Origin of the sequence: Sphingomonas changnyeongensis, from assembly GCF_009913435.1 — a bacterium.
Taxonomy (GTDB): domain Bacteria; phylum Pseudomonadota; class Alphaproteobacteria; order Sphingomonadales; family Sphingomonadaceae; genus Sphingomonas_B; species Sphingomonas_B changnyeongensis.
In genome coordinates, this window is sequence record NZ_CP047896.1 from 78,611 (window position 1) to 104,074 (window position 25,464).

Annotated in this window: 18 protein-coding genes and 2 pseudogenes; 8 read left to right on the plus strand and 12 right to left on the minus strand. The window is 59.9% G+C overall.

What is annotated here, in order from left to right; translation table 11 throughout:
- Positions 1-53: 53 nt before the first annotated feature.
- Positions 54-1,043: a helix-turn-helix transcriptional regulator gene (locus tag GVO57_RS14310; protein ID WP_160594088.1), complete on the plus strand. Its 990-nt coding sequence runs from the start codon at positions 54-56 to the stop codon at positions 1,041-1,043.
- Positions 1,044-1,200: 157 nt separating this feature from the next.
- On the opposite strand, the gene GVO57_RS14315 is transcribed toward GVO57_RS14310, so the two are convergent.
- The gene (locus GVO57_RS14315) at positions 1,201-1,866 is read right to left on the minus strand and encodes a S24 family peptidase (RefSeq protein ID WP_160594089.1); all 666 of its coding nucleotides are present in this window, start codon (positions 1,864-1,866) and stop codon (positions 1,201-1,203) included.
- 277 nt (positions 1,867-2,143) lie between these two features.
- Here GVO57_RS14315 and GVO57_RS14320 point away from each other — a divergent pair, with 277 nt between their 5' ends.
- Entirely contained in the window at positions 2,144-2,773 is a 630-nt protein-coding gene (locus tag GVO57_RS14320) for a hypothetical protein (RefSeq protein WP_160594090.1), read from the plus strand.
- A 441-nt stretch (positions 2,774-3,214) separates the two neighbouring features.
- Here the strand turns inward: GVO57_RS14320 and GVO57_RS14325 are convergent, their stop codons facing one another.
- Genes GVO57_RS14325 through GVO57_RS14335 form a run of 3 tightly spaced genes read right to left on the minus strand, consistent with a single transcriptional unit; the run spans position 3,215 to position 4,558 of the window.
- Positions 3,215-3,556, minus strand: a complete 342-nt coding sequence (locus tag GVO57_RS14325) for a thermonuclease family protein (protein WP_160594091.1) — start codon at positions 3,554-3,556, stop codon at positions 3,215-3,217.
- Between the two features lie 3 nt (positions 3,557-3,559).
- Positions 3,560-3,946: a type II toxin-antitoxin system HicB family antitoxin gene (locus GVO57_RS14330; RefSeq protein ID WP_160594092.1), complete on the minus strand. Its 387-nt coding sequence runs from the start codon at positions 3,944-3,946 to the stop codon at positions 3,560-3,562.
- 27 nt (positions 3,947-3,973) lie between these two features.
- Complete coding sequence (locus GVO57_RS14335) at positions 3,974-4,558, minus strand: SOS response-associated peptidase (protein WP_327785568.1); 585 nt, start codon at positions 4,556-4,558, stop codon at positions 3,974-3,976.
- 628 nt (positions 4,559-5,186) lie between these two features.
- Here GVO57_RS14335 and GVO57_RS14340 point away from each other — a divergent pair.
- The 3 genes from GVO57_RS14340 (at position 5,187) to GVO57_RS14350 (ending at position 7,725) form a co-directional block, all read left to right on the plus strand.
- A complete protein-coding gene (locus tag GVO57_RS14340) occupies positions 5,187-5,870 on the plus strand; it encodes a hypothetical protein (protein ID WP_160594093.1) in 684 nt (227 codons plus the stop codon).
- Positions 5,867-6,871, plus strand: coding sequence for a hypothetical protein (locus tag GVO57_RS14345; protein WP_160594094.1), 1,005 nt, complete (start codon positions 5,867-5,869; stop codon positions 6,869-6,871). The genes GVO57_RS14340 and GVO57_RS14345 overlap by 4 nt, the downstream gene beginning before the upstream one ends.
- A 173-nt stretch (positions 6,872-7,044) precedes the next feature.
- Positions 7,045-7,725 (plus strand): HEPN domain-containing protein, encoded by a 681-nt coding sequence (locus GVO57_RS14350; protein ID WP_160594095.1) that lies wholly within the window; start codon positions 7,045-7,047, stop codon positions 7,723-7,725.
- A gap of 146 nt (positions 7,726-7,871) precedes the next feature.
- On the opposite strand, the gene GVO57_RS14355 is transcribed toward GVO57_RS14350, so the two are convergent.
- The 8 genes and pseudogenes from GVO57_RS14355 to GVO57_RS14380 form a co-directional block, all read right to left on the minus strand.
- Positions 7,872-8,924, minus strand: coding sequence for an IS3 family transposase (locus tag GVO57_RS14355; RefSeq protein ID WP_233281617.1), 1,053 nt, complete (start codon positions 8,922-8,924; stop codon positions 7,872-7,874).
- A pseudogene (locus tag GVO57_RS15200) lies at positions 8,891-9,046 on the minus strand (transposase); the annotation flags it as partial. The gene GVO57_RS14355 and the pseudogene GVO57_RS15200, both read right to left, overlap by 34 nt.
- A gap of 76 nt (positions 9,047-9,122) precedes the next feature.
- The gene (locus tag GVO57_RS15325) at positions 9,123-9,245 is read right to left on the minus strand and encodes a hypothetical protein (RefSeq protein ID WP_268830450.1); all 123 of its coding nucleotides are present in this window, start codon (positions 9,243-9,245) and stop codon (positions 9,123-9,125) included.
- On the minus strand, positions 9,245-11,923 hold the full coding sequence (locus GVO57_RS14360; RefSeq protein WP_233281599.1) for a DEAD/DEAH box helicase: 2,679 nt from the start codon (positions 11,921-11,923) through the stop codon (positions 9,245-9,247). The genes GVO57_RS15325 and GVO57_RS14360 overlap by 1 nt, the downstream gene beginning before the upstream one ends.
- On the minus strand, positions 11,916-14,315 hold the full coding sequence (locus tag GVO57_RS14365; RefSeq protein ID WP_160594096.1) for a hypothetical protein: 2,400 nt from the start codon (positions 14,313-14,315) through the stop codon (positions 11,916-11,918). The genes GVO57_RS14360 and GVO57_RS14365 overlap by 8 nt, the downstream gene beginning before the upstream one ends.
- On the minus strand, positions 14,305-19,128 hold the full coding sequence (locus GVO57_RS14370) for a sacsin N-terminal ATP-binding-like domain-containing protein (RefSeq protein ID WP_160594097.1): 4,824 nt from the start codon (positions 19,126-19,128) through the stop codon (positions 14,305-14,307). Before GVO57_RS14370 ends, GVO57_RS14365 begins: the two co-directional genes overlap by 11 nt.
- A 118-nt stretch (positions 19,129-19,246) precedes the next feature.
- The gene (locus tag GVO57_RS14375) at positions 19,247-20,671 is read right to left on the minus strand and encodes an ATP-dependent DNA helicase (protein WP_160594098.1); all 1,425 of its coding nucleotides are present in this window, start codon (positions 20,669-20,671) and stop codon (positions 19,247-19,249) included.
- The gene (locus tag GVO57_RS14380; protein WP_160594099.1) at positions 20,668-22,641 is read right to left on the minus strand and encodes an AAA family ATPase; all 1,974 of its coding nucleotides are present in this window, start codon (positions 22,639-22,641) and stop codon (positions 20,668-20,670) included. The genes GVO57_RS14375 and GVO57_RS14380 overlap by 4 nt, the downstream gene beginning before the upstream one ends.
- A gap of 499 nt (positions 22,642-23,140) precedes the next feature.
- Between GVO57_RS14380 and GVO57_RS15205 the strand changes: the two are divergent.
- From GVO57_RS15205 to GVO57_RS14390, 3 genes and pseudogenes are all read left to right on the plus strand, one after another.
- Positions 23,141-23,293 (plus strand): annotated as a pseudogene (locus tag GVO57_RS15205) (transposase); the annotation flags it as partial.
- Positions 23,260-24,312: an IS3 family transposase gene (locus tag GVO57_RS14385; protein ID WP_233281618.1), complete on the plus strand. Its 1,053-nt coding sequence runs from the start codon at positions 23,260-23,262 to the stop codon at positions 24,310-24,312. The pseudogene GVO57_RS15205 and the gene GVO57_RS14385, both read left to right, overlap by 34 nt.
- A gap of 115 nt (positions 24,313-24,427) precedes the next feature.
- Positions 24,428-25,459, plus strand: a complete 1,032-nt coding sequence (locus GVO57_RS14390) for a DNA/RNA non-specific endonuclease (RefSeq protein WP_160594100.1) — start codon at positions 24,428-24,430, stop codon at positions 25,457-25,459.
- The last annotated feature ends 5 nt before the right edge of the window (positions 25,460-25,464 follow it).

Sequence of the window (25,464 nt, forward strand, 5' to 3'; positions counted from 1 at the left end):
CCCTTGGGTGCATCATGTCGCATAAGGGTGACAGAAGCTGTCGGGGAGCCGAAATGTCTTTTGCGAAGGGTCAGGAGCTGCTCAAGCTCGCGATGATGGCGACGCGGCGCAGCGGCGTGTCGCTCGAGGAGATCGTCGAGGAATGGGGCTGCTCCCACCGAACAGCACAGCGGATGACCGACGCCCTCCAGACCGCCTTCCCACAGACCGAGGCCCAAGATGGCGAAGACCGGAAGCGGCGATGGCACATCCATGCGCGGGCGATCGCTCCCCTCCTCACCCCTTCGGCTGACGAGCTTGCCGCACTCTCAACCGCGATCGCCCAGCTTCAAACGCACGCGCTCGAAGCCGAGGCCGCATTGCTGAGACAGCTGCAATCCAAGGTGCGCGCTCTGCTGCCGCCGGGCGCCGGCACACGGCTTGCCGTGGATGAGGAAGCACTGCTTGAAGCCCTTGGCCATGCAGCGCGCCCTGGTCCGCGGCCAGCCTCGGATCATGAGGTGAATGCCGCCATCTCAGAAGCCCTGAAAGGCCCCTTCCTGCTTCGGATCGCCTATCGCAAGCGCAAGCAGGATAGCCCAAGCGAACGCATCGTTGCCCCGCACGGGCTGCTGCTTGGGGTCCGCCGGTATCTGGTCGCCCGCGATACTGCCAAGAAAGGCCGGAAGCTCCAGCATTACCGCGTCGAGGAAATCTACTCGGCTGAAGTCCTCCCCGAGAGCTTCGAACTCGAGCCTGGCTTCAACATACGGGCCCACGCCGAGAAAGGGTTTGGCTCGTACGAGAGTGAAGCCGAGCACGATGATGTGGTCTGGCGATTCTCACCCGACGCCGCAGACCATGCCCGGCGGTTCGTCTTTCATCCCACGCAACAGATCGATGAGGAACCCGACGGCTCCTTGATCGTGCGGTTCCGCGCGTCCGGGCACCTCGAAATGTGCTGGCACCTCTATTCCTGGGGCAAGTCAGTCGAGGTGCTCCAGCCCGCGAGGCTCCGCGAGATGGTGCAAGGCCATCAACGCGACTTTGCAGCCCTGCCCTAGGCGGAGCGCAGCAGGTGCGCAGCCCGGGCTGATGTGCCGCGGGAGAGGATCTCTACACCGCGGGCTCATTGGGATCAGGCGGGGTAATGGCACTGCAGCCGCAGGCCAGAAGCAGGGCAAGAACGATGGCGAGATGATCCGCTTCTCCGCCTCTCGCTCAGCGGAACTGGCGGCCTGCCCAGACGACGCGACCGATAATGGCCAGCTGGCTCAGCTTGCAGTTCGGCCAGCTTGGATAGGCAGGGTTGTCGCTCCGGATCGCGACCTCGCGAGAGACCGGATGGAGTGCCAGCCGCTTCACCATGAGTGCGTCGTCCAGCCTCAGGACGTAGATGCCGTCCCGCAGCCTGTCTGCCGCGTCAGCTTGGTTCACCATGATCTCGTCGCCATCGGATAGCGTTGGCGACATGGAATCACCCTGCACTCTGATCATCGAGAGCTGGTCTATCCGCGTGGCGACCAGCTGCCTGAGCCACCGCGCGTCGAAGCTGACCGGATGCAAGCCATGCTCACCGTCGACCGAGGCGCCGGCACCGGCCGACGCCCCGACATCCAGCCGCTTTATGGGCACGAGCCCCGTGCCAGGCATTGACCGCGCAATAGGCAATTGCTCATCCGACCCACCCAGCAGGGCCTCACTCACGCCGAAGTAACGCGCAAGGGTAAGCCGGTCGTCACCATCGAGCTTCTGCGGCACACCGCGCTTGATGTACTGCTGGATGTATGCCGGATTGCGTCCCAGCAGCCGCGACAAGCCCGCATAATCCTCCCCTCTCTCCTTGATCAGGCGATCGAGTGCAGCGCGTGGGTCGGCAGTGCTCATCACATACCTATGCCAGAGAGGAATTGCCTAGACAAATAGGAATATGAATACGACGCTAGGCACATGACGATTCGGAGAGGGTCATGCTGCTGAAGCGCATAATGGCGTTCGCACGGTTCACTCGATTGCCGCCAGCTACCTCGGAGTCAGTCCGGACGCGGGGCGCCCATTTGGTCTCGGGCCTCAGAAAGGCACGGCACCCCCATTGCAGGCTCACCCAGAAGGCAGAGACCTTCCTCGCAAGCTACAAGGAGCAGCAACCATGATGAGCCGGTGCATGGAGGTCGCAAGCGTCCTCGCGGCATTCGGCACCCTTGCCGGGTGCGCTGCTGTGACGAACCGGCTGGGCGCCCGTCCCCTACTCGGGGGATACAAGATCATGGACGCTCCCTCCTCCGAGGTGCCGATCGGCGCCCTTTGGCTGCAGGGACAGGGACCCGCGGGGCCAGGGACCGAGAGCACCAACGTCATCACCCGTCGGAGCTTCAGCTCGTTGATCCTGAACCGCGCCGCGCGTCGTGGCCTCGAGCTTCGGTTCGCCGAATATCTCGGGCTTCAGCCGGGCATCGCGGCAAAGCTATCTGTATCGGTCTCCGACATCAGCATCATGTCAGTGAGGGATACTGCCGCCCTGGGATATCAACCAGGCGAGGCTTTTCTATCGGACGCGATGAAGGCCTCCAGGATCACCATCACCACAGAGAGCAAGGCTGAAGCGGAGCTCATGGCGGGCCTTTCCTCTCAGGGGCTGCACGTCTCAGGGAAAAGCACCATCGACGGCCACGAAACGCTCACCGTAGAGGGCCTGGATCTGTTCTTCGCCTACCGGGTGCTACGCCTCCAGAAGGATCGAGCAAACCGGCCGATCGGCAAGTTGCTCCGCCAACCCAAGGCTCCAGGATGGTGATGGATGCTCAACACGGTCGTAGCGACCAAATCAGGTCTGCTCCATGCCGGCAGAATGCAACGCGGCTTGAGCACTCGCCTGTCCCGTCAACACAGACGGTGCATCCGTATTTGCCGTAAGCGCGCTCAGACTGTTGCTCAGACTGTTGCTCAGGCTCCGCATCGAGGAGAGCAATTCGGCGGACACTGTGATGTCAGGGGATGGCGATCGATGCGGCCAGAGGCACGACAAAACCGGCTCGTTTGCCGCTACCACGAGAACTATCGCCGCAACCTCAGGGCGATTGGCGGTGATCAAACCGGACAATCCGGATATCGCGGCGGGTGCCGATCGGCTTGAGGCAGGCGCAAAGTGGCTGAAGAACGAACAAGGCCCCCAGCGTTCGACCTTAAGAAACACGCGCACGGTCTTTGGGCGGGCGGTCTTCGGGTTGGTCACAGGTCACCGACATTCCCGCGTCCACCGTGCCTCATATCGAGGCACCGCATAGCCGCGCGCCATCATCGCGCAGGCAATGTTCAGGCGCCCCACATAGACCTTGGCAAGCGTCCGCCCATAGCGGTCACGACCGACACGTTCGACACGCAAGGCCCGGCCTGCAGTCAGGGCCTCAAGCGCCCGCTTGCTCGCACGACCGTCGCCCGGTGTGCAGGTCCTGTGTCGGGGGCAGCGCCGGATCTCCGGAGCATCAATGCCGGCAATGCGGATGCGCTCCGCACCACAGCGCAAACTGTCACCGTCAGTCACAATGCATAGAGCCATCGCGGCCAGGGTCACCAGCATGGGTCAGCGCCGACCTGACAGAGCAGCCCGCGCTGCGTCGGCAAGAAAACCCGACCGGTTGCTCGTGACCCGGTCGATCGCTGCTACCAACCCTTCATCCATCGTGATGTTGAGGCGGACCGCTCTGCCCGGACGATCCGCGCGCACCAGGATGCGGGCCACTTCCTGAACCTCCACGTCGCTCTGAAGACCGTCGAGCATTGACGGCCCTGGGATCGCCTCCCCGGATTGAGACATCACCATCAGATGGCCAGCGAGAGCATCCTCGGCATTAAGCGCAGCCTCCTGCACGGTCCCACCGGCGGACACACAGCCGGGCAGGTCGGGGAAGGTGACGCCAAAGCCTTGAGCCCCCCGCTCGATAATCGCTGGATAAAAGACAACAGCCATGGCCGGACCTTAGGTCGTTGGGCGACTTCATTCCATCCGCATCAGCTGTGACGGGAAAGGCGTCGCTAGATTGACCGCTTCCTCCATCGACCCGGTCAGCCAAGTCTCATAGGCCTCGTCCTGAAGGATCACCGGCATGGCCTTCGGATGCACGGGCCGCACCAGCTCGTTGGGTTCGCAGGTGAGAAAGGAATAGGCAGTACCCTCTTCGGTCGGTCGCCACACACCGGCGAAGGCGAACACCGGACGGCTCGGCACCGAAAACCAGCGCTTGGTCTTTGCGCCAGCCGGCCCCTCCCATTCACAAAATGCAGTCACCGGCACCAGGCACCGCCTCTCGGGTCTGCAAAGAGCCGTCCGCCAGAACGGGCTGGTGAGATTACGAACATTGGTGACCGGGGCGCGAGCCGACGGCGGCGGCGGGAACCCCCACCGCATCAGGTCCACTATGCGCCCCTTTCCCTCTGCACGGACCACCAGCGCCAGCGATTTGGGGTAGAGATCCTTTGCCGGATCAAAACCGCCCCCTCCCCCACCGCTTCGAATATCCGAGCGACCTCTGCTGCAGGTTCGCGCATGCGGTACAGGTTGCACATGGCGCCAGCCTGTCACAGCCAACCTAAAGCGCCAACAAGGCTCTTCGGCTCTTGCTCAGGCATGTGTCGCGCAGACCTCGCTCATTTCGCCAAAGCCCCCTGCCGAGCATTTTGAACAATAACCGAACCAGCCCCTATGCGGGCTGTCTGGAACGAGGACCAACACGAACTGCATGGGCGCTTTTGCCTCGCATAGCGTGGCTTGCGGGATTTTATCACTGCTTCGAAACACCCCCATGACCTGGCGCCTCTTTCAGCATCCCTTTCTCGCGCCTGGTGATCTTTGAGCTTGCACGTCACGTGATTCGGTCGGTGCCCTCACCTCAATCATTCAATGGGGTTACGAGACACGCTCGAGTCTCTCGTCTTGGCTTTGACCGCTATTCGCCGGACACTCGCAACGACGCCCCTGCTCTTCTATCGCGTCATCATTTTGCCAGCCCGTCAGCAGCCGCGCTTATCGAGCGGATGCTCCGAACCCAAAGATGCCGCCTGTTCGACCTGACGAACGCGCCAATACCGTTGGCTTGCCTTCCCCGCTTTCCCACAACGACACACCCAACAAGGATCGCCGCTTGCGCCAGCCGACCTTATCGTAAAAAACTGCTCGGGCTGAGCTAAGACCATGGGGTTTGAGGGTGATAGTGGGGTTATTCAACCGGATCTTCGCTGGCCAAAGGATCGATGAATGGGCGTCCGACAATACGCTCGAGGCAGCCAGAACGCTTAATCAGGTCGCCGGAGACCTTATCGTTTTCGCCAATAATGAGATCGCCCAGGCGAGCCTCAAAAATTCTTTGTTCAACCCTGCCGCCTTTATCCATGAGCGGATCGCACCAAGAGTCCGAAGCGTGGCAGAGTCGGTTGCCGTCGAGATCGTTGAGCGGGCGAACTCCACCTTGCTCGAACTTGTTGAGGAGCAAGCCGTTTGGTCACGAGGGCCAGAACACACCGAAAATCCAGAGAGTGCCTTCGAGGGAGCAAGCGATATCGTAGCTGCCGCAGCTCCATTAGCAATCGGCGCCGCCAGCGCGGTGGCGCTGCCCTTCGTGGCCGTAACCACCTCTACAGCTTTGTTCGGCTTGATTAGCACGACCGCAATCAGTTGGCCGATATTGCTCGGTGGCGGCGCTATTGCTGGCGTTGGTATTGCAACCGGTGTCGTTAACACAGCCAAGATTCGGGATCGGTCCTCGGTTCGCCTGCAAAAGCGGGCCCGACAGTTTATCGTTTCTTTTCTGATCGAGGGCAGCGAACAATCGCCCGCAGTCTTGCAGCGAATTGCGTCTGAGTTCGAGCAAACGGCAAAGCGGGCAAAGAAAATATGATGAACCTTCTCACCAACACGCTGCTGCGTAAAGTTCCCGACCATTTGATGTCTGGCGTTATGTCGGGTGAATATCGCGTATACGGATCAATACTACGTTCTGTTACGTCAGGACAGATTGTCGGACACTTGCAAGAGACTTCGCGCCTTTCTTCCTTATTGACCTCAAGCCCCCTCGATGTTCCAGGCCTTGCTTTTGAGGCTGTCAATATCGTTCAGAATGAACAGATAAAGTCAGCTCTTTCACTCATGCAGTCACTGCAGATCGCAAATATCGCGTTGAGCGGTATATCGATTGGGGTGTCGATTGCAGGAACCGCTTTGCTGATGCGCCGCATCAGTCAGGTCGAACAAAAGATAGACGCTATCCTACCGAGCATATCTGAAATCGCCAAGGGCGTTGAAGCTCTCAAGACTTCGATGATTCTGGACGATTTCACACGACTTCGCACATTGGCAAGCCAAGTGGAAGAAGCTTGGCTTCCGTCTGCCTCCCAATCCGAATGGACCGCCATCGCCCGCGACTCTCATTTCCTTGCAGATAGCTTCGAGAGGCGCGCTCGAGAGATTGGCAGCGCCGGCGATCATCAGGAAATCGAGCCCTTTCTGGATGCCTACGCATTGGCGTCTGGCCTGCGGATTACGGCAAGGCTCGCTGCGGGCCAAGACGACATCGCTCGTCAAGCAGCGACGACCCACACGCACACCCTTGTTGCGCTCGGCGGATCGTTACGCCTTGATCGGATGACCCTCGCCAGCATGAAACGCGCCGAAACAGCAGCTACGCCGGAATGGCAGGAGAAAGCCAACGAGCTAGCCGACAAGCTACGCTCTACCGTTAGGGCCGCTCGCGCACGCGAACTTGCTGCCGCTTCTTGCGCCGAGACGCTATACGAGCTCGATAGACAAGAGATATCGGGTCGCGAATGGCTTGAAGCGTCAAGAGACGAAAGCACCAGTCCGATTCTGTTTTTGCCAGTCCGGAACCAAAATGGATCCTGATTGACCTCCTTATTGCAGGGGATGACGATTGGGTTTTGTTTAACCGGACCCTCCTCAAGCAAGACAAGTCCCGGCGAGGGTCGCAGATCCTGTTGCAAGGATAGAGGCATATGCTGCACAGAGTCCTGTCGAGGCACGTCCGTCACAAAACGCTTTGTCTTTAGGGTTTCGAAATGCCGTATTCTGATCCCCTCGATCCTGAGGCGCTGAAAGAAAAGCAACGGCGACTGCGTGAGGGGTTTTCGACGCCCCTGACTCTTCGTGTACACCGATCACTGTCATGGCTCCGGCGAGCGCAGGCCGAGTCTGATGACTTCGATGTCCGCTTCATCCTTCTCTGGATAGGCTTCAATGCAGCCTACGCCGGAGACATCGAAGCTTCGGCAGCCTACCCTCCGCCGGAGAGCGAACGCGGGCTGTTTCAGGCCTTTTTCTCGACGCTCGTGCGATTCGATTCCCGGCACCGGATCTACGACATGGTCTGGAAACGATTCAGCCAAGAAATCCGCCTTCTTCTTGACAACCGCTATGTTTATCACCCCTTCTGGCAGCATCAGAATGGCGTCCCAGGTTATGCTGATTGGGCAGAGAAGCTTGAGCGCAGCAGGACGGCGATCAATCATGCGCTGCGCGAGCACGACACTGTCAGGATCCTGTCGATCCTCTTCGATCGCCTCTATGTCCTGCGCAACCAGCTTGTGCATGGCGGCGCGACCTGGAACAGCGACGTCAACCGCGACCAGGTTCGCGACGGCGCATCGCTGCTTGGATGCTTGCTGCCCATCTTCATCGACCTGATGATGGACAACCCCGACCACGGATGGCCGATGCCGAACTATCCTGTCGTGGAGTGACGCGCGCGATCTTGGCCACTCCGACGCGGGTTAGGTATCGCACTCAGCCAGCTCGACGTGGCTGATCCCGTCCGGGCCATTCACGGGCGGCTTGAGTACGCCGGCCGCAACCGCTGACGTGACCCCCAGCTTTCCTCCGGCTGGGATTAGAGCCGGTAGGTTGTTTTGCGCATCGGCGCGGTTGAAGCAATGGGCTGCGTAGCGGAGCCCGAAGGGCGGAGCGAAGCAGGCCATTGCTTGTTCAGTTCGGCGGCGAACGCCGCCGGTGTAGCGTATCCCAAGGCCGAGTGCGGTCTCTCCCGGTTGTAATCCTCGACCCAAGCCGCGATCTCGATCCGGGCATGGGCAAGGCTCATGAACAGGGTCTCGTTGAGCAGCTCGTCGCGCATGCGACCGTTGAAGCTCTCGACGTAGCCGTTCTGCATCGGCTTGCCGGGAGCGAGGTAATGCCACTCTACCCCGATCTGACCGCACCACGCCAGGACGGCATTGCTGGTGAGCTCGGTGCCATTGTCGCTGACGATCATGCCGGGCTTGCCCCGCTGGGCGATCAGCTGGGCCAGCTCGCGCACCACACGGTGACCGGATATCGAGGTGTCCGGCACCGCTGCCAGGCACTCTCTGGTCACATCATCGACCACGTTGAGCACGCGGAACCGTCTGCCAGAAGCCATCTGGTCATGGACGAAGTCCAGGCTCCAGCGCTGGTTCGGCAGCGCCAGCACCGGAGCCGGTGCCCTGGTCCCGACAGCGCGCTTGCGGCTGCGTCGTCGCCTTACCGCAAGCCCTTCCTCACGATACAGCCGCTGGGTCTTCTTGCGGTTGATCATCACGCCCTCTCGGCGCAGCAGGATATGCAGGCGGCGGTAGCCGAACCGGCGTCGCTGGTTGGCCAGCCCGCGCAGCTTCTCGCGCAGGGGACCGTCATCATCCCGGATGGAACGGTAGCGCACGCTCTTGCGATCGGCATCGATGACACGGCACGCCCGCCGCTCACTCATCCCGTGGTACGCCTGGAGATGAGCGGCAGCTTCTCGCTTCGCGACGGGCGTCACCACTTTTTTGAAAGCAGATCCTTCAGCGCCACGTTGTCCAGCATCGCATCGGCCAGCAGCCGCTTCAGCTTCGCGTTCTCGCTCTCGAGCTCCCGCAGCCGCCGGGCCTCGGACACCTCCAGCCCGCCATACTTGGCCTTCCAGTTGTAGATCGTTCCTTCCGAAACCCCGGGCCGCCGGGCCAGATCAGCGGTCTTCGCGCCCGCCTCCGCCTCCTTCACCACCCCGATAATCTGCTCCTCCGAAAACCTCACACGCTTCATCATCTGTCCTTCCTTCAGGCCAGTCTCTAATCGCTCGTGGAGGAAAATCAGGGGGTCACGTCAAGTTCGCTAGAAGGGTTCAATCAGGACCAGCGATGCGCAACGCGTCTTTGATCCGCAGCAGCAGCGCCATTGTCACCGATTGCATTCTGGTGAGATTTTGCCTGCGAGAGGGTGCAATCTCGCAGGTGTTCAATTCCATCAAGCCTCCGGTAGAAGCAGTATTTCGCCACGGACAATGGGCCGGACCATTGCTTCTGCAATAATTTTGGCTTCGGCTTCGAGGGCGCAGACCAATTTCTTCCGCAGGGCGTCCAGTGGCTCCCGGCTAATCCTAGGCGGCTCCGGGAGATCGCTGCGCCCGAGGGTGTTCAGTTTCTGCAACAGCTCCCAATCGCGCAGCAGGTGAATTTCCCCATCTGAACTTTGCCAAGCGCCCACAAGGATGCGCTGGATCGAATGACCTTGGCCAGTCACCTCGTCGGCGATGCTGGCGATCAGCAAGGGGGTTTCCAATCTTGCGCAATGAGCAAGGTAGGCTTCGCGCTCTTCGCCATCGCGCAAGGCACGATCGAACAAGGCGTGCCCGACGCCTACGAGACGGACCGGGGCATCCTTTCCGCCCAATTTGGCACTTCTGTCGAAGACGAGGCCCTTGTAGCGATCCTGGATAGCGTAGTCCGCTTCCGCCCAAGCTTCTGGAGCAAGTACTTCCAGGCCATCTTCGCGTCGCATGACACGCCGCCCATTCGCCTCCATCGCCAGAGTCAAGAACCGCTCCAGATCGGGGAGATCGACCTTGGGAAGGTTGCGGCCCACCTGGGCAAAATCAAAGCGGCTGACGCTGCCGAGCATGGTGCGAACTGAATCGATCAGGTCTTCGCCCCCTATTGTCGCTGCGTTGCTATCGAACCAGCCATCCAGTCCTTTGCGGCCATGAACCTGCGCTCCCGCGAACAGTGCCTCGAACGAACTTGCCCCCGTCATGCCGATCACGAGCTGACTGATATCCTCGCGTTCATCCATAGCGACATCAAGTGCCGCTTGAATCCGCTCAAGTTTGGCGTTGAGCAAATCCCAAATTCGCGCTTCGACTGTATCGGGATTGCGCAGGATGAAGACTTGCACTGGCCGCGTCTGGCCGTAGCGCGAAAGCCGACCAACGCGCTGGTGAAGTCGCATCGGGTTCCAGGGCATATCGACATGGATCAGCGTCGCGCAGCGGTCCTGTAAGTCGATGCCCTCGCCAGCAGCTTCGGTCGAAACCAGGAAACGCACGTCGCCGCCATTGAAGGCTTGTGCAGCGGCGTCGCGTGTCCATCCACGCGGACCGCGCTTACCGTTTGCGAGTGCTACGTCTTCCAGCCGATCGTCACCGTTGATGAACGCGCAGCAGCCGTGACCGAAGCGCTCGTGCAAAGCGTCGACGACCATCGCCTGGGTGGCTTTGTACTCTGTGAAGAGGAGAACAGGCTCATTCACCGGCACCTCGTCATCGATCAGGTTTACGAGGCGGTCGACCTTATTTTCGCGCACGATAGGTTCAGCAAGTTCGAGCAGCTCGTCCAGGCGGGCGACTTCGCCCTCCATCAGTTCCGCCAGCACCTTGTCCCAGGCGTTTTCATCCGCTTCTGCGCGCTCGTCGAGGGTCTCATCTTCGTTGGATTGCGGCACGACCAGCTTCGGTGCGCGTGCTTGTTCTGCAACCGCCGCCAGCTTGTTACGCCGGCGAATGAGCGCGCTACGGATCGCAGCGATCGAGCTGGCGGCCAGTTTTTGGAGGGCTATCAGCAGCAGCATCCGCGCCGACTGCGCTCGCCCGTCGAGTGTCGAGGCATATGCCCGACCGTCGATGATAAAAGCGCTCAAAGTATCGTAGAAGGCGCGTTCAGCATCATTGAAACTGTATTCGCGCGATTCCACCGTCACCGGAGTGAATAGTTTCTCGCCCTTGAGATCAGTGACTGTCGCCTTGTTGTTGCGGATCATGAAGTCCGGCAACTGAGCTAGCTGCGCATCCTCGTCCTTGTCTGGCCCGAATATCTTGTCGTCGAGCAAGCTGAGCAGCGAGAAGAAGCCAAAATCCTTGCCCCGATGAGGTGTCCCCGTGAACAGCAGCAGCGATCCGATCCGACGGCGCTCTTCCATGGCGCGCAGTAGCTGGAATGAAAGCGTCTCGCCCATGCGTTCGTCGGCGTTGAGGTGATGGGCTTCATCGACAACGACTGCATCCCACGCGTCGGCATTCAGGAACCGGCTACCCTCGGCGCGACTCTCGGAAACTTCCCGGCGCAGCGTATGGATCGAGGCAACAACCATCTGCGCGGTGTCCCAGAAATCCGCGGCAGGAGTATCTATTGAACGATCATACATGTGGAGCCTGATGTCGAACATCTGGCGCATTCGCTTCTGCCACTGCGGGACAAGCTTGGCGGGAGCAAGAACCAGAAGCCGCCGTATCTGCGCGCGCGCAATCAGGGGCGTCAATACCAGCCCGGCTTCGATCGTTTTACCAAGCCCGACATCGTCCGCTACCAACCAGCGGAACGGCCAGGTTCGGTTGACCTTGTGGCAGACCCATAGCTGGTGGGGCAAAAGCTGTACGCGCGACCGCGAAAACACCCCCCATTGATCGTTGATCGAGCGAATCGCCATGGCACTGGCGCGTAATAAGCCATCACCACTTGGATCGATCTTGCCGTCACAAAGCGCCAGTTCCAGGGATCGCGCCAGCGTCAACTCTTCTCGCAGAACGGCATGAATCGCTCCAGTAAACCGGACCACAACGGTTGCGCCGGCATCCGACACGACCTGCCCAAACCCATGTTGGGCATGAACGACCGGGGTGTTCGGGTGGAGCTCCGCCAAGGCTTCAGGCATAGGCTGCAAATCCTCCCAAATCGCCGTAAGGCAGGATTGGCGTCATGAGATTCGAGCGCGCCTGCGGATAGGGCCAAGTGTTAAACAGTTCGAGCGGCAGGTCGCCGTCAATGCCGAACGGCATTGGATCATCCAGCAACGCCGTGACCCGGCGATGCAGTTCTCGGCCGGTGTCCATGCCGGAATCGATCGAACCAAGACCGATTTTTTCGATGAAGCTCCGAATGCGCAGGCGCGTGCTCCAGGCGAACGGCTGAACAATTAGGGCATGTTCCCGCGGGTAGATTTCCCGCCGCGCCAATTCGCGCACAATCCAGTTGGCACCCATGCCCAGCGAGCGGGCGATGGGCGCTCCTTCCAAGTTCATCCGAGCAACATTGGCGTCGCTCGACGGACGCAGCAGGCTGCTCAGAGCCACCTTACCGCCTTCCTGGCGGACCATGGCCGGCAATTTCTTGAAGATTGACCGGTAAGTGTCGAGGTGCCGGGCGATCATGCACATATCGCCGAGGCAGCGGCGCCACATCAGATAGTCTTCGGGGGCATCAGGTTCGCTCCAGGCGATCAATCTCGCAACGTAGCCTTTCAGATCAGGATCGTCAGGGTCAACGTGAGCCAGCTCCTTCCACCACTTTTCCGTCCGGCCGCGCTCAACGAAAGATCTGGATTGTCCCGGCTTGATCCGCCCCAGAGTCTGAAATGAGCCAAGCGAAAGCAAGGTGAACCAGGCCTCGTCGTCGTCCTCGCGCAGGAGTTGAGGTTCGCACAATTCGCGATAGGTGGCTTTCTCGTAGGCGCTCACCAAGTCTTCGCGGTTTTCATCCCACCATTCGACCACGCCTGAGAGGATTTCTTCGGGGCGGAGCTGTTCTGGCTCGTCTTGATAGACAGGCGGCTGGAACGGAGCCTCATCGCTTAGTAAGGCGATGATCACGCGCTGTTCAGCTGCCGATAGCTTTGCAAATGCGAGGAGCGCGCGAGCGGCTTCTGCGGACTGCAGCCAGGGGACGTTGTGCATTTCGTTGGGCCGGGCCGCCAAGTATTGCAGTGCTGCCAGTTCGCGTCGCGAGTCTCCGCAGGCTGTGTCCAACCAGTTCTTCAAAGTTGCACGCGGAACATAGCCTACCGAAGCACGAGCCAACTGAGCAAACTCCACGGCATCACCAGAATAGTCGGCATGCAAACGCCCTGACGTCGGAGCAAAGCCAGCCCGCATACGCTCGACCTGCCCTTCCTGTGTCTCTCGCGCGTCCTGAGGGAAGAGGAGCTGGGTAGCCGACACGAATTTGTCCTCTTCGGATTTGAGGCGGACGTCGCGTATAGCTCGATCAACACGGTCGCGCTCTTCCTTAGGCCAGTCTTGGCGAGCACTGGGGTTGTACACACCTCCGAGAAGCGCCGCCTGGGCTGGCGATATGTCCGGGCTACTAAACAGGCGTTCAGCCAAAACGCCAAGATCGCACTTGGCCGGACGGGAGAAGCCGAGTTCTGTCAGGCGGTTCGCCCAGATAGTGTCTACGGCATTTGCACCGAGACCAAACTCGCCAAGCCACGCCGAGACACGTTGCAGGATGACTGGGTCCGAAAGCGAATGCTCGTAGACGCTGTCGATGCCATCCACACAGGCTCGCCCACCCGAAGCAAGAGGTACCACTGAGCATTGCGCCACGAGGGTAGACAGGCCCCGTCGGCCCACCGATGTATCTGGCGACCAGCCTTCCAGCACGTGCAGCGCTTCGGTCAGTTCGTCCGCAATATCAGTGTACATTAGATCGACCAGTCGATCGAAAAATGCGTCTCGGCCTTCCGGATTTAATCCGGAGATGGCTGCCACTTCGGCCCAGTTTTCATGCAGAGCCACCAGGCGATCCCCGAGCGGGCCGCCTCGATTACGAAATTCCTCGACCTTGTCGCTGGCCTTGCCGTGGAGCCCCCGCCGACCCTGGTCCATCTCGAAGGGACCATTCAGCAACCAGGCACCGGCAATGACCTCCCCGTCCATCGGAACAAGGTTCCAAAGTCTGCTCCATGTGCGGGGAAAGGCTACCGGCGAGCCATCGACGATCTGAACGAACATCCGGTAACCGCCGTCGAGATCGAGTTGCAACGCGCGTCGGCCACGTCCATAGTCGACCATTGCCAGACCCAGCCCAATATCCTGCGGCTTTGCTTCTCCGGACGACAGCTCATCACCATCGCATAGGATAATCTGGCCGATTTCCGGCGCAGTGACTGGCAGGAACGGCGCTACCAATGCGAAGGCATCCCACGCCATGGCGGCGCTATCGGCCAGTTCGATTGGAACCGGTAAATCGATCACCGTGGCCAGCGACAGTGTGCGATTATACCGCTGTTGCAGCGCGCGACCCTCCTCCCAAGGCTCAGGGATCATCCCCCCAGAATGCGAAATCGCAGGCGTCCGCTAGCCACCCGCGCGTCATTGCTGAGCATGTGTACGGTTTTGAAGCCCAGCCCGTGCCGCCCGTGCATTCCGTCTTTTTCGGACGAGTCCATGTCCAGCATATTATCGAGATCGCGCGCAAACCGCGGCGGAGCATTCGGCCCGGGATGATTGATCGGCCGCCCCAATGGATGAAGCGCAGATGGCAGATCTGGCCGGTTTCGTCGCGCCGGACTTCGACCCGAACGTCTGATTTTCCCGACCCCTGCCGCGCTGCATCGACTGCGTTCTGGAAAAGTTCGAACAGTGCGCGCGAGGCATCATAGTTTCGTCTGTTCATCTTCTCGCGAACCGCGTTCAGCAGCTCTCCGGCTGCCTGAGGTTCACGGATCGCCTGCCACAGCTGCGCCTTGGCGGCAGCCCGTCGCTCGTCCTCGTTCTGCCCGCGTTTGCGCGAATCGGCATCGTATCGTTCGAGCGCCGCGAGCAGGTAGGGACTGCGAGTAAGCTTCTTGATCCGCTCAGCTAGTCCGTCTCGTATGTCTGCTATCGCTTCTTCAAGCGTCGCCTGGTCCGACGCCAGATAGCCATCGAATATATGCACCAGCGCGTTTCGCTGGTTCTGTATGGTCATGCGCAGCGGCGCGTCAAGGCGGCGAATGAAATTGCGAAGGAAATGTGTCGCCTGCTCGAGATCAGCCGGCATCACTGGCGAGACTGTCAAGCGCCATTCGGTAAATTCGCCTTGGTTTCCTTGGCGCCGCCCCATCTTGACGCAATCGTAAAGCAGCTCCGCACCTGCCGTGGCTTGCACTGCACATAGAGTTCCGGCTGCAGACAGCACCGGCGCCTGACCATTTTCGACCTGCTGAGCGGTGAAAGTAATCTGGCTAAGTTGGCTGGTAATGGTGCCACCAACAGAGAGGGTTTTTTCGGCGGCTTCGTCCAGATCGTCACATATCGTCTCGAATGAGGGATCGCCGGCAAAGCGGGCAGCCACCGCCTTGATCGCTGGACTGCGTCCCAGCATTGCCAGGACCATCTGCACTGTCGGATACAATTCCTGAAACAGCACGAACGGTTCGAGCAGTTTGCCGATCACCGCATCGACGTTACGGACCTGTTGGTCCGATAGCGGCGCTGGAGCGACGAAGCCTTCGGGCGGATCAAATTTCAGCGCGGGGTGCAGACGGGAAGACGACGCAATACCAGCCGCCTGCAGCCCCAATTGATCAGCGCGGGCGAAGGTCCCTGCCTCGCTGGGGACCTGCAGATCAGGCGCCAAAAAGCCGTTGTCGGCCAGCAATTCCCCTTTGCGCGCATCGAATGCAGCAAAATAGAGCCGCCGCGCAGCCTCGCCAACCTGTCCGCCACTATTCGCCAGCATTGCCAGCGCATTCAGCTGATCAACGATTTCGTCGATATCGGGCTCAACAAATTGGATTCCGACGAACGCTTGCCGCAGGCTTTCGGCCTCAGGAAAGGCACGCATCGCGCTTGCGACCAGTGGCCAGATACCGTCACCCAGAACACTTTTGGCTAGGGCAAGCTTGCGCAGGTCATCCTCGTGCTTGAGCGCATCGACGACCAGACCAGGCAGCATCCTTTCCGCCAGGTCGCGCAACGTCACCTGATACGATGCGATGCGATCATCCAGCAGCCCATGACGTGCGAGCCCTTGTACGATGGCGTCGGGCAGGTCAGTCGGCGCCACAGGGGCAGCATTGCCGGTCTTCTGCGCATAAAATTCGCGGGCGCAGGGCAACAGATCACGCACATCGCAAGGCGCAGTCCCGTCCTTGCCAGCCGGTAGCCATCGAGTTTGGCGCAGTTGCGTGACCAACTGCTCCTCGAGTTTGCCGACATCGGCCAAGGCGGCTGCAATCTCACTGGCGAAAGCCTGCGGGCTTGATGATTCTAGGGCCAATTCGATCTGGCGCAGCGCCCCCCAGGGATCGATCAGTTGTCGTTGGACTGAATTGGCTTCGCGGTCAGGCCAAGGATCGACGATCTGCACCAATGGACGCATGGCTACCGGCACGTTGTCGAGCCGACCCATCAGTAATGTCGCGGCGCGATGTAGTCCTGTTGCACCCATCGCCTTGTGTAGTGCCAGTTTAACCAGGACGTCATTCGAGATTCCGGACTTCAAAAGAGCGATCGCTTGTCCATCGTCGAATGGTTCGACGAATGCCGAGCGCCGAGCCAACTGCTCGCCCAGCCACGCCTTGTCGCGATCTTCGATTTCGGCCTCGCGCGCCTTTTGTGGATTCACTATATCCGCGACACGAGGATCGAGTAGCCGGACATTTTCGTCAGTGCTTGCAAGCTTCTGGACAATCGACAGCAAGGCCGCGTCCAGACCCGTGATCCGCGCCAGCACGGCGGTCCTGGGCAGATCTGGTTCACCTGAAATGATGCGGCGTAAAGCTTGCGCATCTAGCAATTTGCCCAGATCTTCAAGCAGAGCGATGCGTGCCTCGATGGGGCCGAAACGACGCAACTGTCCGACTATCTGGCACTTGTCTTTATTGCTGTTGCCTGATGCCAAGGCCAAATCCGTCGGCATCGGGAAGTTCTGCCTGGCCTGGTAAATTTCAGGTTCGATAATCGCAGCGGCCAATCCTTCGAGAAGGGTCTTGGGGCCGTGCTGGAAAAGCCGACCTTCTCGCACCAGCTCATGAATCTCGTTGGGGGAAAGGAGAACGCCGCCACCATTGGCGACCCTGACGACCGGAATAACTTTCAGTGACTGCGCGGTACTGTCCCGCGACAGCTGGGCAATGCCAAGGCCCCGGTCAGGATTGATGACCACACTGACGACTGCCAGCGCCTGGTCAGCTTGCTTTCCAGGAATTTTCAGAATGGGCTCAAGTAGAACCAATATCGCGACGACCTCGACCCGATCGAGCCGACGGAAAGGTGCGGCTGCCTCATCAGCCATCCATTCGTCACGCACACAAAGCGTGTATTCTAGTCCTGCCAGAAGAGCTAGCAGGGCGGAATCAGTTACGCTTTTCGGCAGGATCAGCAGCCGTTCGGTCGGCAGGTGACGGGTCAGCCGCTTGATCTGGGCAAATGGGGCCAACTTCGTTTCTGCAGCGACAGCCTGTCGCAAGGAGTCCGCCAACGCCGTGCGTGCCTTTGGGCCCACCGAAGCAGCGTCATGGTCAAGAAGATCGGCGAGAGTCTCCGCGGCATCTTTGTCGCGGAACGCGGCCAGACCGAAGCCCGTGATCAGTTCCGAGAGTTCTTGATCCGTCCATGCCGGAGCCGCCGCCCCCAGCGTTGTGCCGTATGCCAGCGTGAAGCCGTTGGACTGGCACCAGCTGCCAAAGCTGTCCCAAGCCGATACCAAGCGCCGTGGTCGTGTGGTCTCGCTTTCGCGAAGCGGCCGCAGGCCAGCGGCGTCAGTGATGCGCCACGTTGCCTCGCCCCTGTTCTCACGGACCCTAGCGAGAACCCTGTTACCGCAGATAGTCCGGGCCCTTTCGGACCACCATGGGGTTAGTGCGAGGGTCCGCAAGAGATCGACGCGGTCCTTGTCTGCTGGCATGGCTGCAATCGCTTGTGCGATTGCATCGAGGACGCTGGGCAGGGATGCTTCGGCAAGCAAGGCGTCGTTCCAACGAGCCTCGATGCTGTTGTCACGCTTGATATCGATGCGGTCGCTCGAAACAAAGAAATCGCCGTGAACAATGATTTCGATGTGCTCGCGCCCTGCCAGTGGAGCTTCGGCGAGCAGGACCCTGTGGCGCCCCGCCCTTGCATTTTTGGGATCCCCCAGAGGCAGATATACAGCCTGCCAGACGCGCAGACGCGCACCAACCTCGGCCGTTGCTGGATGCCGGGAGACAATAGCGCCACCGTGTGGGGTGGCCTTGCTTTCCTTTACCTGGCCGCCCAACTCCCAAACCAGCGGCCAGTCGTCTAACTTTCGCAATTCGGCAGCGCGGCCATCAGGTTCGTGCGCTTGCCAGCCGTGGACTTGCGCCGTCGCACCATTGACGGTGAAAGTTCCGCCGATTTCGGGCTGCATTGCCGCCTGGGCGGCCTTGCCTGGCCCCGCCAGACGACGAAAACCTGGGGCCACCCGAAAATTCCACGGCCGCTCACCGGGACACTCGATGTCGATTTGTTGGAGATGCCTGAGGCAGCTTAGTGCGGAATGCAGTTGTTCGCTGTCGATGATATCGCGCAGCGCTTCGCGAGGGGTCCAATGAGACTTGATCAAACTGAAGTCGTGGCCCGAACAGGGCCGCAAGGCAGGGGTGCGAAGCGGGATGTAGAGGACGAGCCCTTTTCCGAAGCCATGCGTGTCCGCCCACTGCGTCAACAGCGCTTCATCGTTAGGCGACAGGTCTTTCCAGACGAATGCCCGGTCCGCTTGCGCGATATTCTCGTAGGGGTTGAGGACCATCGTGGTTGGAGTGGGCGCGCCGTCGAGCCGGGCAAACAGGGCATAGGCATCGCACAAGTGATAAAGCGCCTTTTGCCCTAAGCCGAAACGCCCCACGGCATGGTCTTCCCCCGCCTTTCCGCCACCGCTTGCCAGTTGCAGTGCTTCCCAATTGTTGCTGCTTACCGCCCCGTCATTAGCAACAAAGATACCAGGCGCCTGCAACAAGGGATTGTCTGCGCCTGGATGACCTTGGTGGCCGGACAACAGCAGTTTGGATGCCCTGACGTCGTCAGCATTCTGGACCAGTTCCTTGAATATTGTGAAGCCCGACCCATAGCTTTCGCTAAGGAGCCTCTCGATATCCAGCACGACCGATTGCGCGGTGGTCTTGGGAGCCGTCATCGTGGTTCCTCGAAACGTCGAATCGAAAGCCGAATTTTAGGAGAGGCAGGTAGGAAGCCGCCTTCACGCGTGGCTAGCAGCAGGGTCCTAATTGCAGCACTTTGATCGACTGGGGTACTCATCCGAACAGCTTTTCAATGAGCTGATGAGTGCCATTGCTGTCGAAGCCCGACGCCCTCGTTTCCTCCGTTACGATCAGGCGGCCTGCCGGATTGTCTGCGCTCCAAACAGTGACTTTGAGCTCGTTCTCGTACCAGTCGAGCTTCTGCTTCCAGCGCGAGACATATTCGGCGCTGTCCATCATGCCGCAGTGCTCCCAGTACCAAGTCTCTTGGTCCTTCTCGATCGTGAAATCAGGAAGGCGATAGCCACCCTTGCTATCGCTCAACGGGCGCTCGAAGGCGTAACGAATTTTGCCAGCATTCTCGAGCTCGAAGAGCGCATCGGCGATGATGATCTCGGACTTTGAGCTGACCATGTCGCCGCGCCGAGTTGTATGAACGAGTTTCTCCGCCAACCATCCCCAGCGCACTCCCTTTGCGTCCTGGACGGAGAGGTGTCGCATATCAGGCTGACCGAACAAATTCGTGCAACGCCTGGCGGTTTCTGAAAAGAAATCGGATCGCAATTTCAGATAGTGGCTGAATGCGCCTTGATGCAACACCCAGACTCGGTTCTTCTGGCGGGTGAGGGCCGTGTAGAGCATCTCTCGCGTGAGCAAATTGCTATGTTGCGGAAGTACCAGGATGACCGTCCCGAACTCAGAACCCTGAGCCTTGTGCACGGTAACCGCGTAAGCCAGTTCGAGGTATTGTGAGCCTTCCTCAGCAAAGTCACCAGGCTTGAAGCTGTAGCTTTCTCGCGGCTGGGAAGCGAACTCCACCTTGGTCCAATAGAGCTTACCAGAGCCCGTATCGCCATTGACGATACCGACTTCCCCATTGGCAAGGTAACCGTTTTGCTGGCCATCCTCTCGGTTCCATCGTTTCCGCGAGTGGTTGCGCAGGCACATGACCTTATCGCCGTAGGTGATCTGATCCGATCCGCGCGGTGGGATCATCTTCCAGCCTCGGCCCCGCCTTTGGGCAGCTGCTAGCCGCTCAGCCCTGACAGTGCTCTTGATCAGCCGGTTTATCTCAGCCGACCCGCTGGCCATGTTGCGATGAGCAGAGAGGATCTGCCAGGCTTCAGCAGTCTTGCCGCAGCCTGCGTTGAAATAGATGCGCCCGTCTTTCTCGAATCCACCAAGCGAAAGTTCGACGTCGTGCTCGAGTGTTGACCGGTCGCTGCCGAGCTCTTGCGAAAGAACGTCGATGATCAGTTCCCGCAAGTCAGCCGGAGATGTCCATTCACGAAACCTCAGCCGCTCGCTGTCACCAGGAGTTGCCGCTTGCGAGACTATTGCATCTTCACCTGGAGGAAGCGGTTTTCCCGCGAATAGATTGCCCAATTGAACGTCGGGCAATGACAAGGCGGGAACAAGCTTGCGTGATGTTTCGTCGCCATCGCCTGTTCCACCGGCCTGGCGTCGACTGACGGTCAAGCGCGCCAGGCCGTGACCATCCTCCCCTCTAGGTGTTTGATGATGTCAACGAAGGGCCGTCCGGCGCCGATAGGTGGAAGCTGCTGCGGATCGCCGACCAAGATCAGTCGTGCTGATTTGGGCAGAACGCTGCATAGGGAAGCCATCTGCTCTTCGGTCAACATCGAGCATTCATCGACCACGCAGGTAGTGACACTGGCCGTATCTCCGACTTCAGAGACCAGATATCTGCCGGTTGCGCCGTCGTAGCGGCCGAACTCATTGAGAAATTGGGCCAAGGTACGTGTCTGCTCAGGCCTGCTCGTCTGCTGCCCCAGCCGCACGCGAGCCTTGCCAGTTGGGGCAAGCAACAGGATGTCCCTGCCGACAACATCGGGCTGACCGATCAGGATCTTGAGAAGTGTCGTCTTCCCGGTTCCTGCGGCACCAGTAAGGATGGCAATTCTCGAGCGCTCTAAAATGCCGAGTGCAGCGACCTTTTCTTCCTGCGCGGCCTTTTCGTCCTTATCGTCAGATTCCGGTGCACCAAATTCGGAAGTAACAAGCTGCGCCCAGTCAAGGCTGTTTGAGCTTGCATGCTTGAGGCGTGCTTCGATGTGCGCTCTGATGACATTGCCTGCCTGAGCAAAACGCACAAGCTGAGCGTAGGGTTGGTCTTCATATTCGCAGACGTCGATTTCACCGGCAAACTCCTCTTCGCAAAGCTCGAGCGTGGCCGCATCAACGGTCACCGTTCGCGACAGGGGCAATTCAGCCACCGCGGTCGCCAGAATGTCTGCCCGGAGTAGGGTGTGGCCCTGCGATGCGGCCCGTTCGAGAGCTTCAATGACGATCGCACGGAGGCGCAAGGGGTGATCGGGCTCATCCAGCTCGATGTCAGGGGCGCGTGGCAAAGCCGGCGTTGCCGAGGCATCCGCTGCAGGAAACAAACATCGGTCGATGGTTGTCAGGCAGACGGGATCTGGTCTGAGGCGACTTCCCTCAAAAATGAGATAAGGATTCGCCAAGACTGCGGCTGGATCAGCCGTGGAGAAAACGTCCTGCGCTTGCTCCTTGGTGATCTCGAAGCAGGCGAGTAAGCGCATGAGATCATAACGGTCTGCGTCTCGCTTCAGCAAATTGAAGCGCTTGCGCTGCATAGATGTGATTTTTGGGGCATTTGCCGGCGCGGTTCGCGTACCATCGAAGATCGCTTCGACGACCGACCACGCGTCTTCACTAGCATCCAATTCGGGTGCGAGCGCGAGCGCGAACAAGGTGCCATTGAACTTCGCGTCAAAACAGGAAAGCGCACTGCCCAGACCGGGGGCAGCGCCTTGCATTGTCCACAGGCGACTGAGTTCGTTGTCGATCCAGGTGAGGTAATTACCCCACGGACCAGGCAGAACTTTGGCAGAGGCTTCGACTGCCGTTCGCACGGCCTCGAGCGCGGTAATCGCGCTGCCATGGGTTACATGTTCGCTGGCGTAGCGGAATTGCGTATAGGCCTCTTCGGGGACCTCGGCCACGAAGGCAGCCGGATCAATGTCATCCGACGTCTCAGCGAGGTCCAGGACTTGGTGATAGGGCAAGACGACCCCATCGAGCCAAAAGCCTTCATTGTCGGGATCAGGACGCAACGAATGCTGGAATGGCCGCTCCCAAATCATCGAGCGGATGCGACCAGCGGCAGTACCTCCCTCGTACGGGTATTCGCCAACCTTGCCTGCGCTGGTCAGCCGCGCGACGGCCACGATCTGACGCGCTTGCGTCTCGGCCATCGGGGTCTGCCTAGCATAGAAGAAGACCAGTGATTGATCTGCTTCGATGAGCGAATGAAAACCTTCGAGCAAGGCGCGCTGATTGTCGCACTCCTGGACCCAGGGGGTATCGACAATCAACTTTGGTGCCTTGCCTTCCTGAGGCTCTCGAGCGGCTTCAGCTTCCAGACCGAGGTCTTCGGCTATCTGCCAGGCATGTTCGCGCAGCATCCAGCGGAAGGGTGTGAGCACACCCCATAGGCCGGAATATGCACTGCAGCAGGGAGGATATGCTTATGCTCATCACTGTAGTTTGAGTAGTCGAGCCGGCTGGTATGGTTGAAGGCTCGCGGCGACAAAAATGTGCCTCGCTCGGCTAAGCAGGGAGGCATTCGCTCCAGGTCATCGAGCGACGTGCCAGCACAGCTGGCTTCATAGTCGTCATCCCTGTTTTGAGCCGTGCGCCGTACAGCAAGGCAAGCTGAATTACCGATAGGATCTGCGCAGATTCGTCCGTTCCACCCGGTATCGTGCCAAGGAACACGAACGGAAACATGACGAAGAGCAGATCGAGCCATAACACACCTTTGTTTTCGAGTAACAAGAAGAGCTTGTGGCTTGCGGACCGTCAACCCCCAGCACTTGCAAAATTACGAGCAAATACGCCTGACGTGACCCCCTGATTTTCCTCCACGAGCGATTAGAGACTGGCCTGAAGGAAGGACAGATGATGAAGCGTGTGAGGTTTTCGGAGGAGCAGATTATCGGGGTGGTGAAGGAGGCGGAGGCGGGCGCGAAGACCGCTGATCTGGCCCGGCGGCCCGGGGTTTCGGAAGCAACGATCTACAACTGGAAGGCCAAGTATGGCGGGCTGGAGGTGTCCGAGGCCCGGCGGCTGCGGGAGCTCGAGAGCGAGAACGCGAAGCTGAAGCGGCTGCTGGCCGATGCGATGCTGGACAACGTGGCGCTGAAGGATCTGCTTTCAAAAAAGTGGTGACGCCCGTCGCGAAGCGAGAAGCTGCCGCTCATCTCCAGGCGTGCCACGGGATGAGTGAGCGGCGGGCGTGCCGTGTCATCGATGCCGATCGCAAGAGCGTGCGTTACCGTTCCGCGCGGGACGATGATGGTGCGCTTCGCGAGAAGCTGCGCGAGTTGGCCAACCAGCGGCGTCGGTTCGGCTATCGCCGTTTGCATATCCTGCTGCGCCGAGAGGGCGTGATGATCAACCGCAAGAAGACCCAGCGGCTGTATCGTGAGGAAGGGCTTGCGGTAAGGCGACGACGCAGCCGCAAGCGCGCTGTCGGGACCAGGGCACCGGCTCCGGTGCTGGCGCTGCCGAACCAGCGCTGGAGCCTGGACTTCGTCCATGACCAGATGGCTTCTGGCAGACGGTTCCGCGTGCTCAACGTGGTCGATGATGTGACCAGAGAGTGCCTGGCAGCGGTGCCGGACACCTCGATATCCGGTCACCGTGTGGTGCGCGAGCTGGCCCAGCTGATCGCCCAGCGGGGCAAGCCCGGCATGATCGTCAGCGACAATGGCACCGAGCTCACCAGCAATGCCGTCCTGGCGTGGTGCGGTCAGATCGGGGTAGAGTGGCATTACCTCGCTCCCGGCAAGCCGATGCAGAACGGCTACGTCGAGAGCTTCAACGGTCGCATGCGCGACGAGCTGCTCAACGAGACCCTGTTCATGAGCCTTGCCCATGCCCGGATAGAGATCGCGGCTTGGGTCGAGGATTACAACCGGGAGAGACCGCACTCGGCCTTGGGATACGCTACACCGGCGGCGTTCGCCGCCGAACTGAACAAGCAATGGCCTGCTTCGCTCCGCCCTTCGGGCTCCGCTACGCAGCCCATTGCTTCAACCGCGCCGATGCGCAAAACAACCTACCGGCTCTAATCCCAGCCGGAGGAAAGCTGGGGGTCACGTCACATGCCATAGAAATGGCATAGAGGCATATTACCTGTATTGAGCGCCTTTTATAAACATTCGGGCATTTGCGAGGATCCGTACGATGAGGATGCTGTTCGCAATCTTCGGACTGGGACTGACCACGTTCGCCGTTCCGGTTTCAGCACAGCAGTTTGTCTGCAGCGGAACGACGAACTCCCCCTACCCTGAGTTCGTATCCACCTACCATGATCACCGACGGGTGGCGCCCGCAGGCACCGGCCTCACGGGCCGGTTCACGGCATTTCATGCCATCTTCGACGACGCCGATGACGATGACGGCGACGGTCAGGCCGACCTCCGGCTCAACCCGGAATATGTCGTTTATGAGCTGCGAGGCGTCGCGCCAGACAGAAACGGCAACTACGCCGAACCCGAAATCTCGATCAAAAGACCAAATAAATGGTATGCCTCTCCAGGCCTCGTGGATCTGGTCGAAGGCATTGCCGGCGTCACAAATCGCCGTATCGATGACAGCTACAGCGGGGTCGGCACAATCTGGAACCGCGGCCACCTCGCCATGAGCGACCATGCCCAGCGCATAAGCGCCGAGGCTGGATGCAACACCCATGTGTTCTGGAACGCCTCCCCTCAAGCGGCCGATCTCAATCAGGGCCCCTGGCTGCACCTCGAAAACTATTCGGCTGCCGCCTCGAACAAATACCGGAGCGTTTGGGTGGTTGCCGGCCCGATCTTTGACCCCTCCACGCCCAAGCTGACCATCGGCGACCCCGGAGAGCTGAGGGTCGAGATTCCCGATGCGTTCTTCAAGGTTCTGATCCACGAAAGCCCCTCTGGGATCGACACCCTCGCGTTCATTTTTGAGCAGCCGAACGCAGCAGGACCCGATGGCAAGCCAGTGCCAACAGCCAGCTGGGTCAACTGCAAGAACGCCCGCCAAGCCGGTCATGTCTACGATCATCGCCCCAATCTGGTGACGATCGAGGAGATCGAGCGGCGAACCGGGCTGCGATTCTTCTCCGACCGGCCAAACCGGCAAACGCTGATCCGCGCCCGAGCCCAACAGCTCTGGCCGGTCGAAACGGTGTTCTGGGATCCAGGTTCCTCATGCGCCGCTCAGCGCAGCCACCCATAAGCGCG

What these genes read in the sequence shown, in the direction of transcription:
- GVO57_RS14330 (WP_160594092.1), bottom strand. Translation starts at nt 3,946, where the DNA reads ATGGCTGTTGTCTTTTATCCAGCGATTATCGAGCGGGGGGCTCAAGGC.
- GVO57_RS14380 (WP_160594099.1), bottom strand. Translation starts at nt 22,641, where the DNA reads ATGCTGCGCGAACATGCCTGGCAGATAGCCGAAGACCTCGGTCTGGAA.
- GVO57_RS14325 (WP_160594091.1), bottom strand. Translation starts at nt 3,556, where the DNA reads ATGCTGGTGACCCTGGCCGCGATGGCTCTATGCATTGTGACTGACGGT.
- GVO57_RS14315 (WP_160594089.1), bottom strand. Translation starts at nt 1,866, where the DNA reads ATGAGCACTGCCGACCCACGCGCTGCACTCGATCGCCTGATCAAGGAG.
- GVO57_RS14360 (WP_233281599.1), bottom strand. Translation starts at nt 11,923, where the DNA reads ATGCCTGAAGCCTTGGCGGAGCTCCACCCGAACACCCCGGTCGTTCAT.
- GVO57_RS14320 (WP_160594090.1), top strand. Translation starts at nt 2,144, where the DNA reads ATGGAGGTCGCAAGCGTCCTCGCGGCATTCGGCACCCTTGCCGGGTGC.
- GVO57_RS15325 (WP_268830450.1), bottom strand. Translation starts at nt 9,245, where the DNA reads ATGGAATTGAACACCTGCGAGATTGCACCCTCTCGCAGGCAAAATCTC.
- GVO57_RS14310 (WP_160594088.1), top strand. Translation starts at nt 54, where the DNA reads ATGTCTTTTGCGAAGGGTCAGGAGCTGCTCAAGCTCGCGATGATGGCG.
- GVO57_RS14390 (WP_160594100.1), top strand. Translation starts at nt 24,428, where the DNA reads ATGAGGATGCTGTTCGCAATCTTCGGACTGGGACTGACCACGTTCGCC.
- GVO57_RS14365 (WP_160594096.1), bottom strand. Translation starts at nt 14,315, where the DNA reads ATGATCCCTGAGCCTTGGGAGGAGGGTCGCGCGCTGCAACAGCGGTAT.
- GVO57_RS14350 (WP_160594095.1), top strand. Translation starts at nt 7,045, where the DNA reads ATGCCGTATTCTGATCCCCTCGATCCTGAGGCGCTGAAAGAAAAGCAA.
- GVO57_RS14370 (WP_160594097.1), bottom strand. Translation starts at nt 19,128, where the DNA reads ATGACGGCTCCCAAGACCACCGCGCAATCGGTCGTGCTGGATATCGAG.
- GVO57_RS14345 (WP_160594094.1), top strand. Translation starts at nt 5,867, where the DNA reads ATGATGAACCTTCTCACCAACACGCTGCTGCGTAAAGTTCCCGACCAT.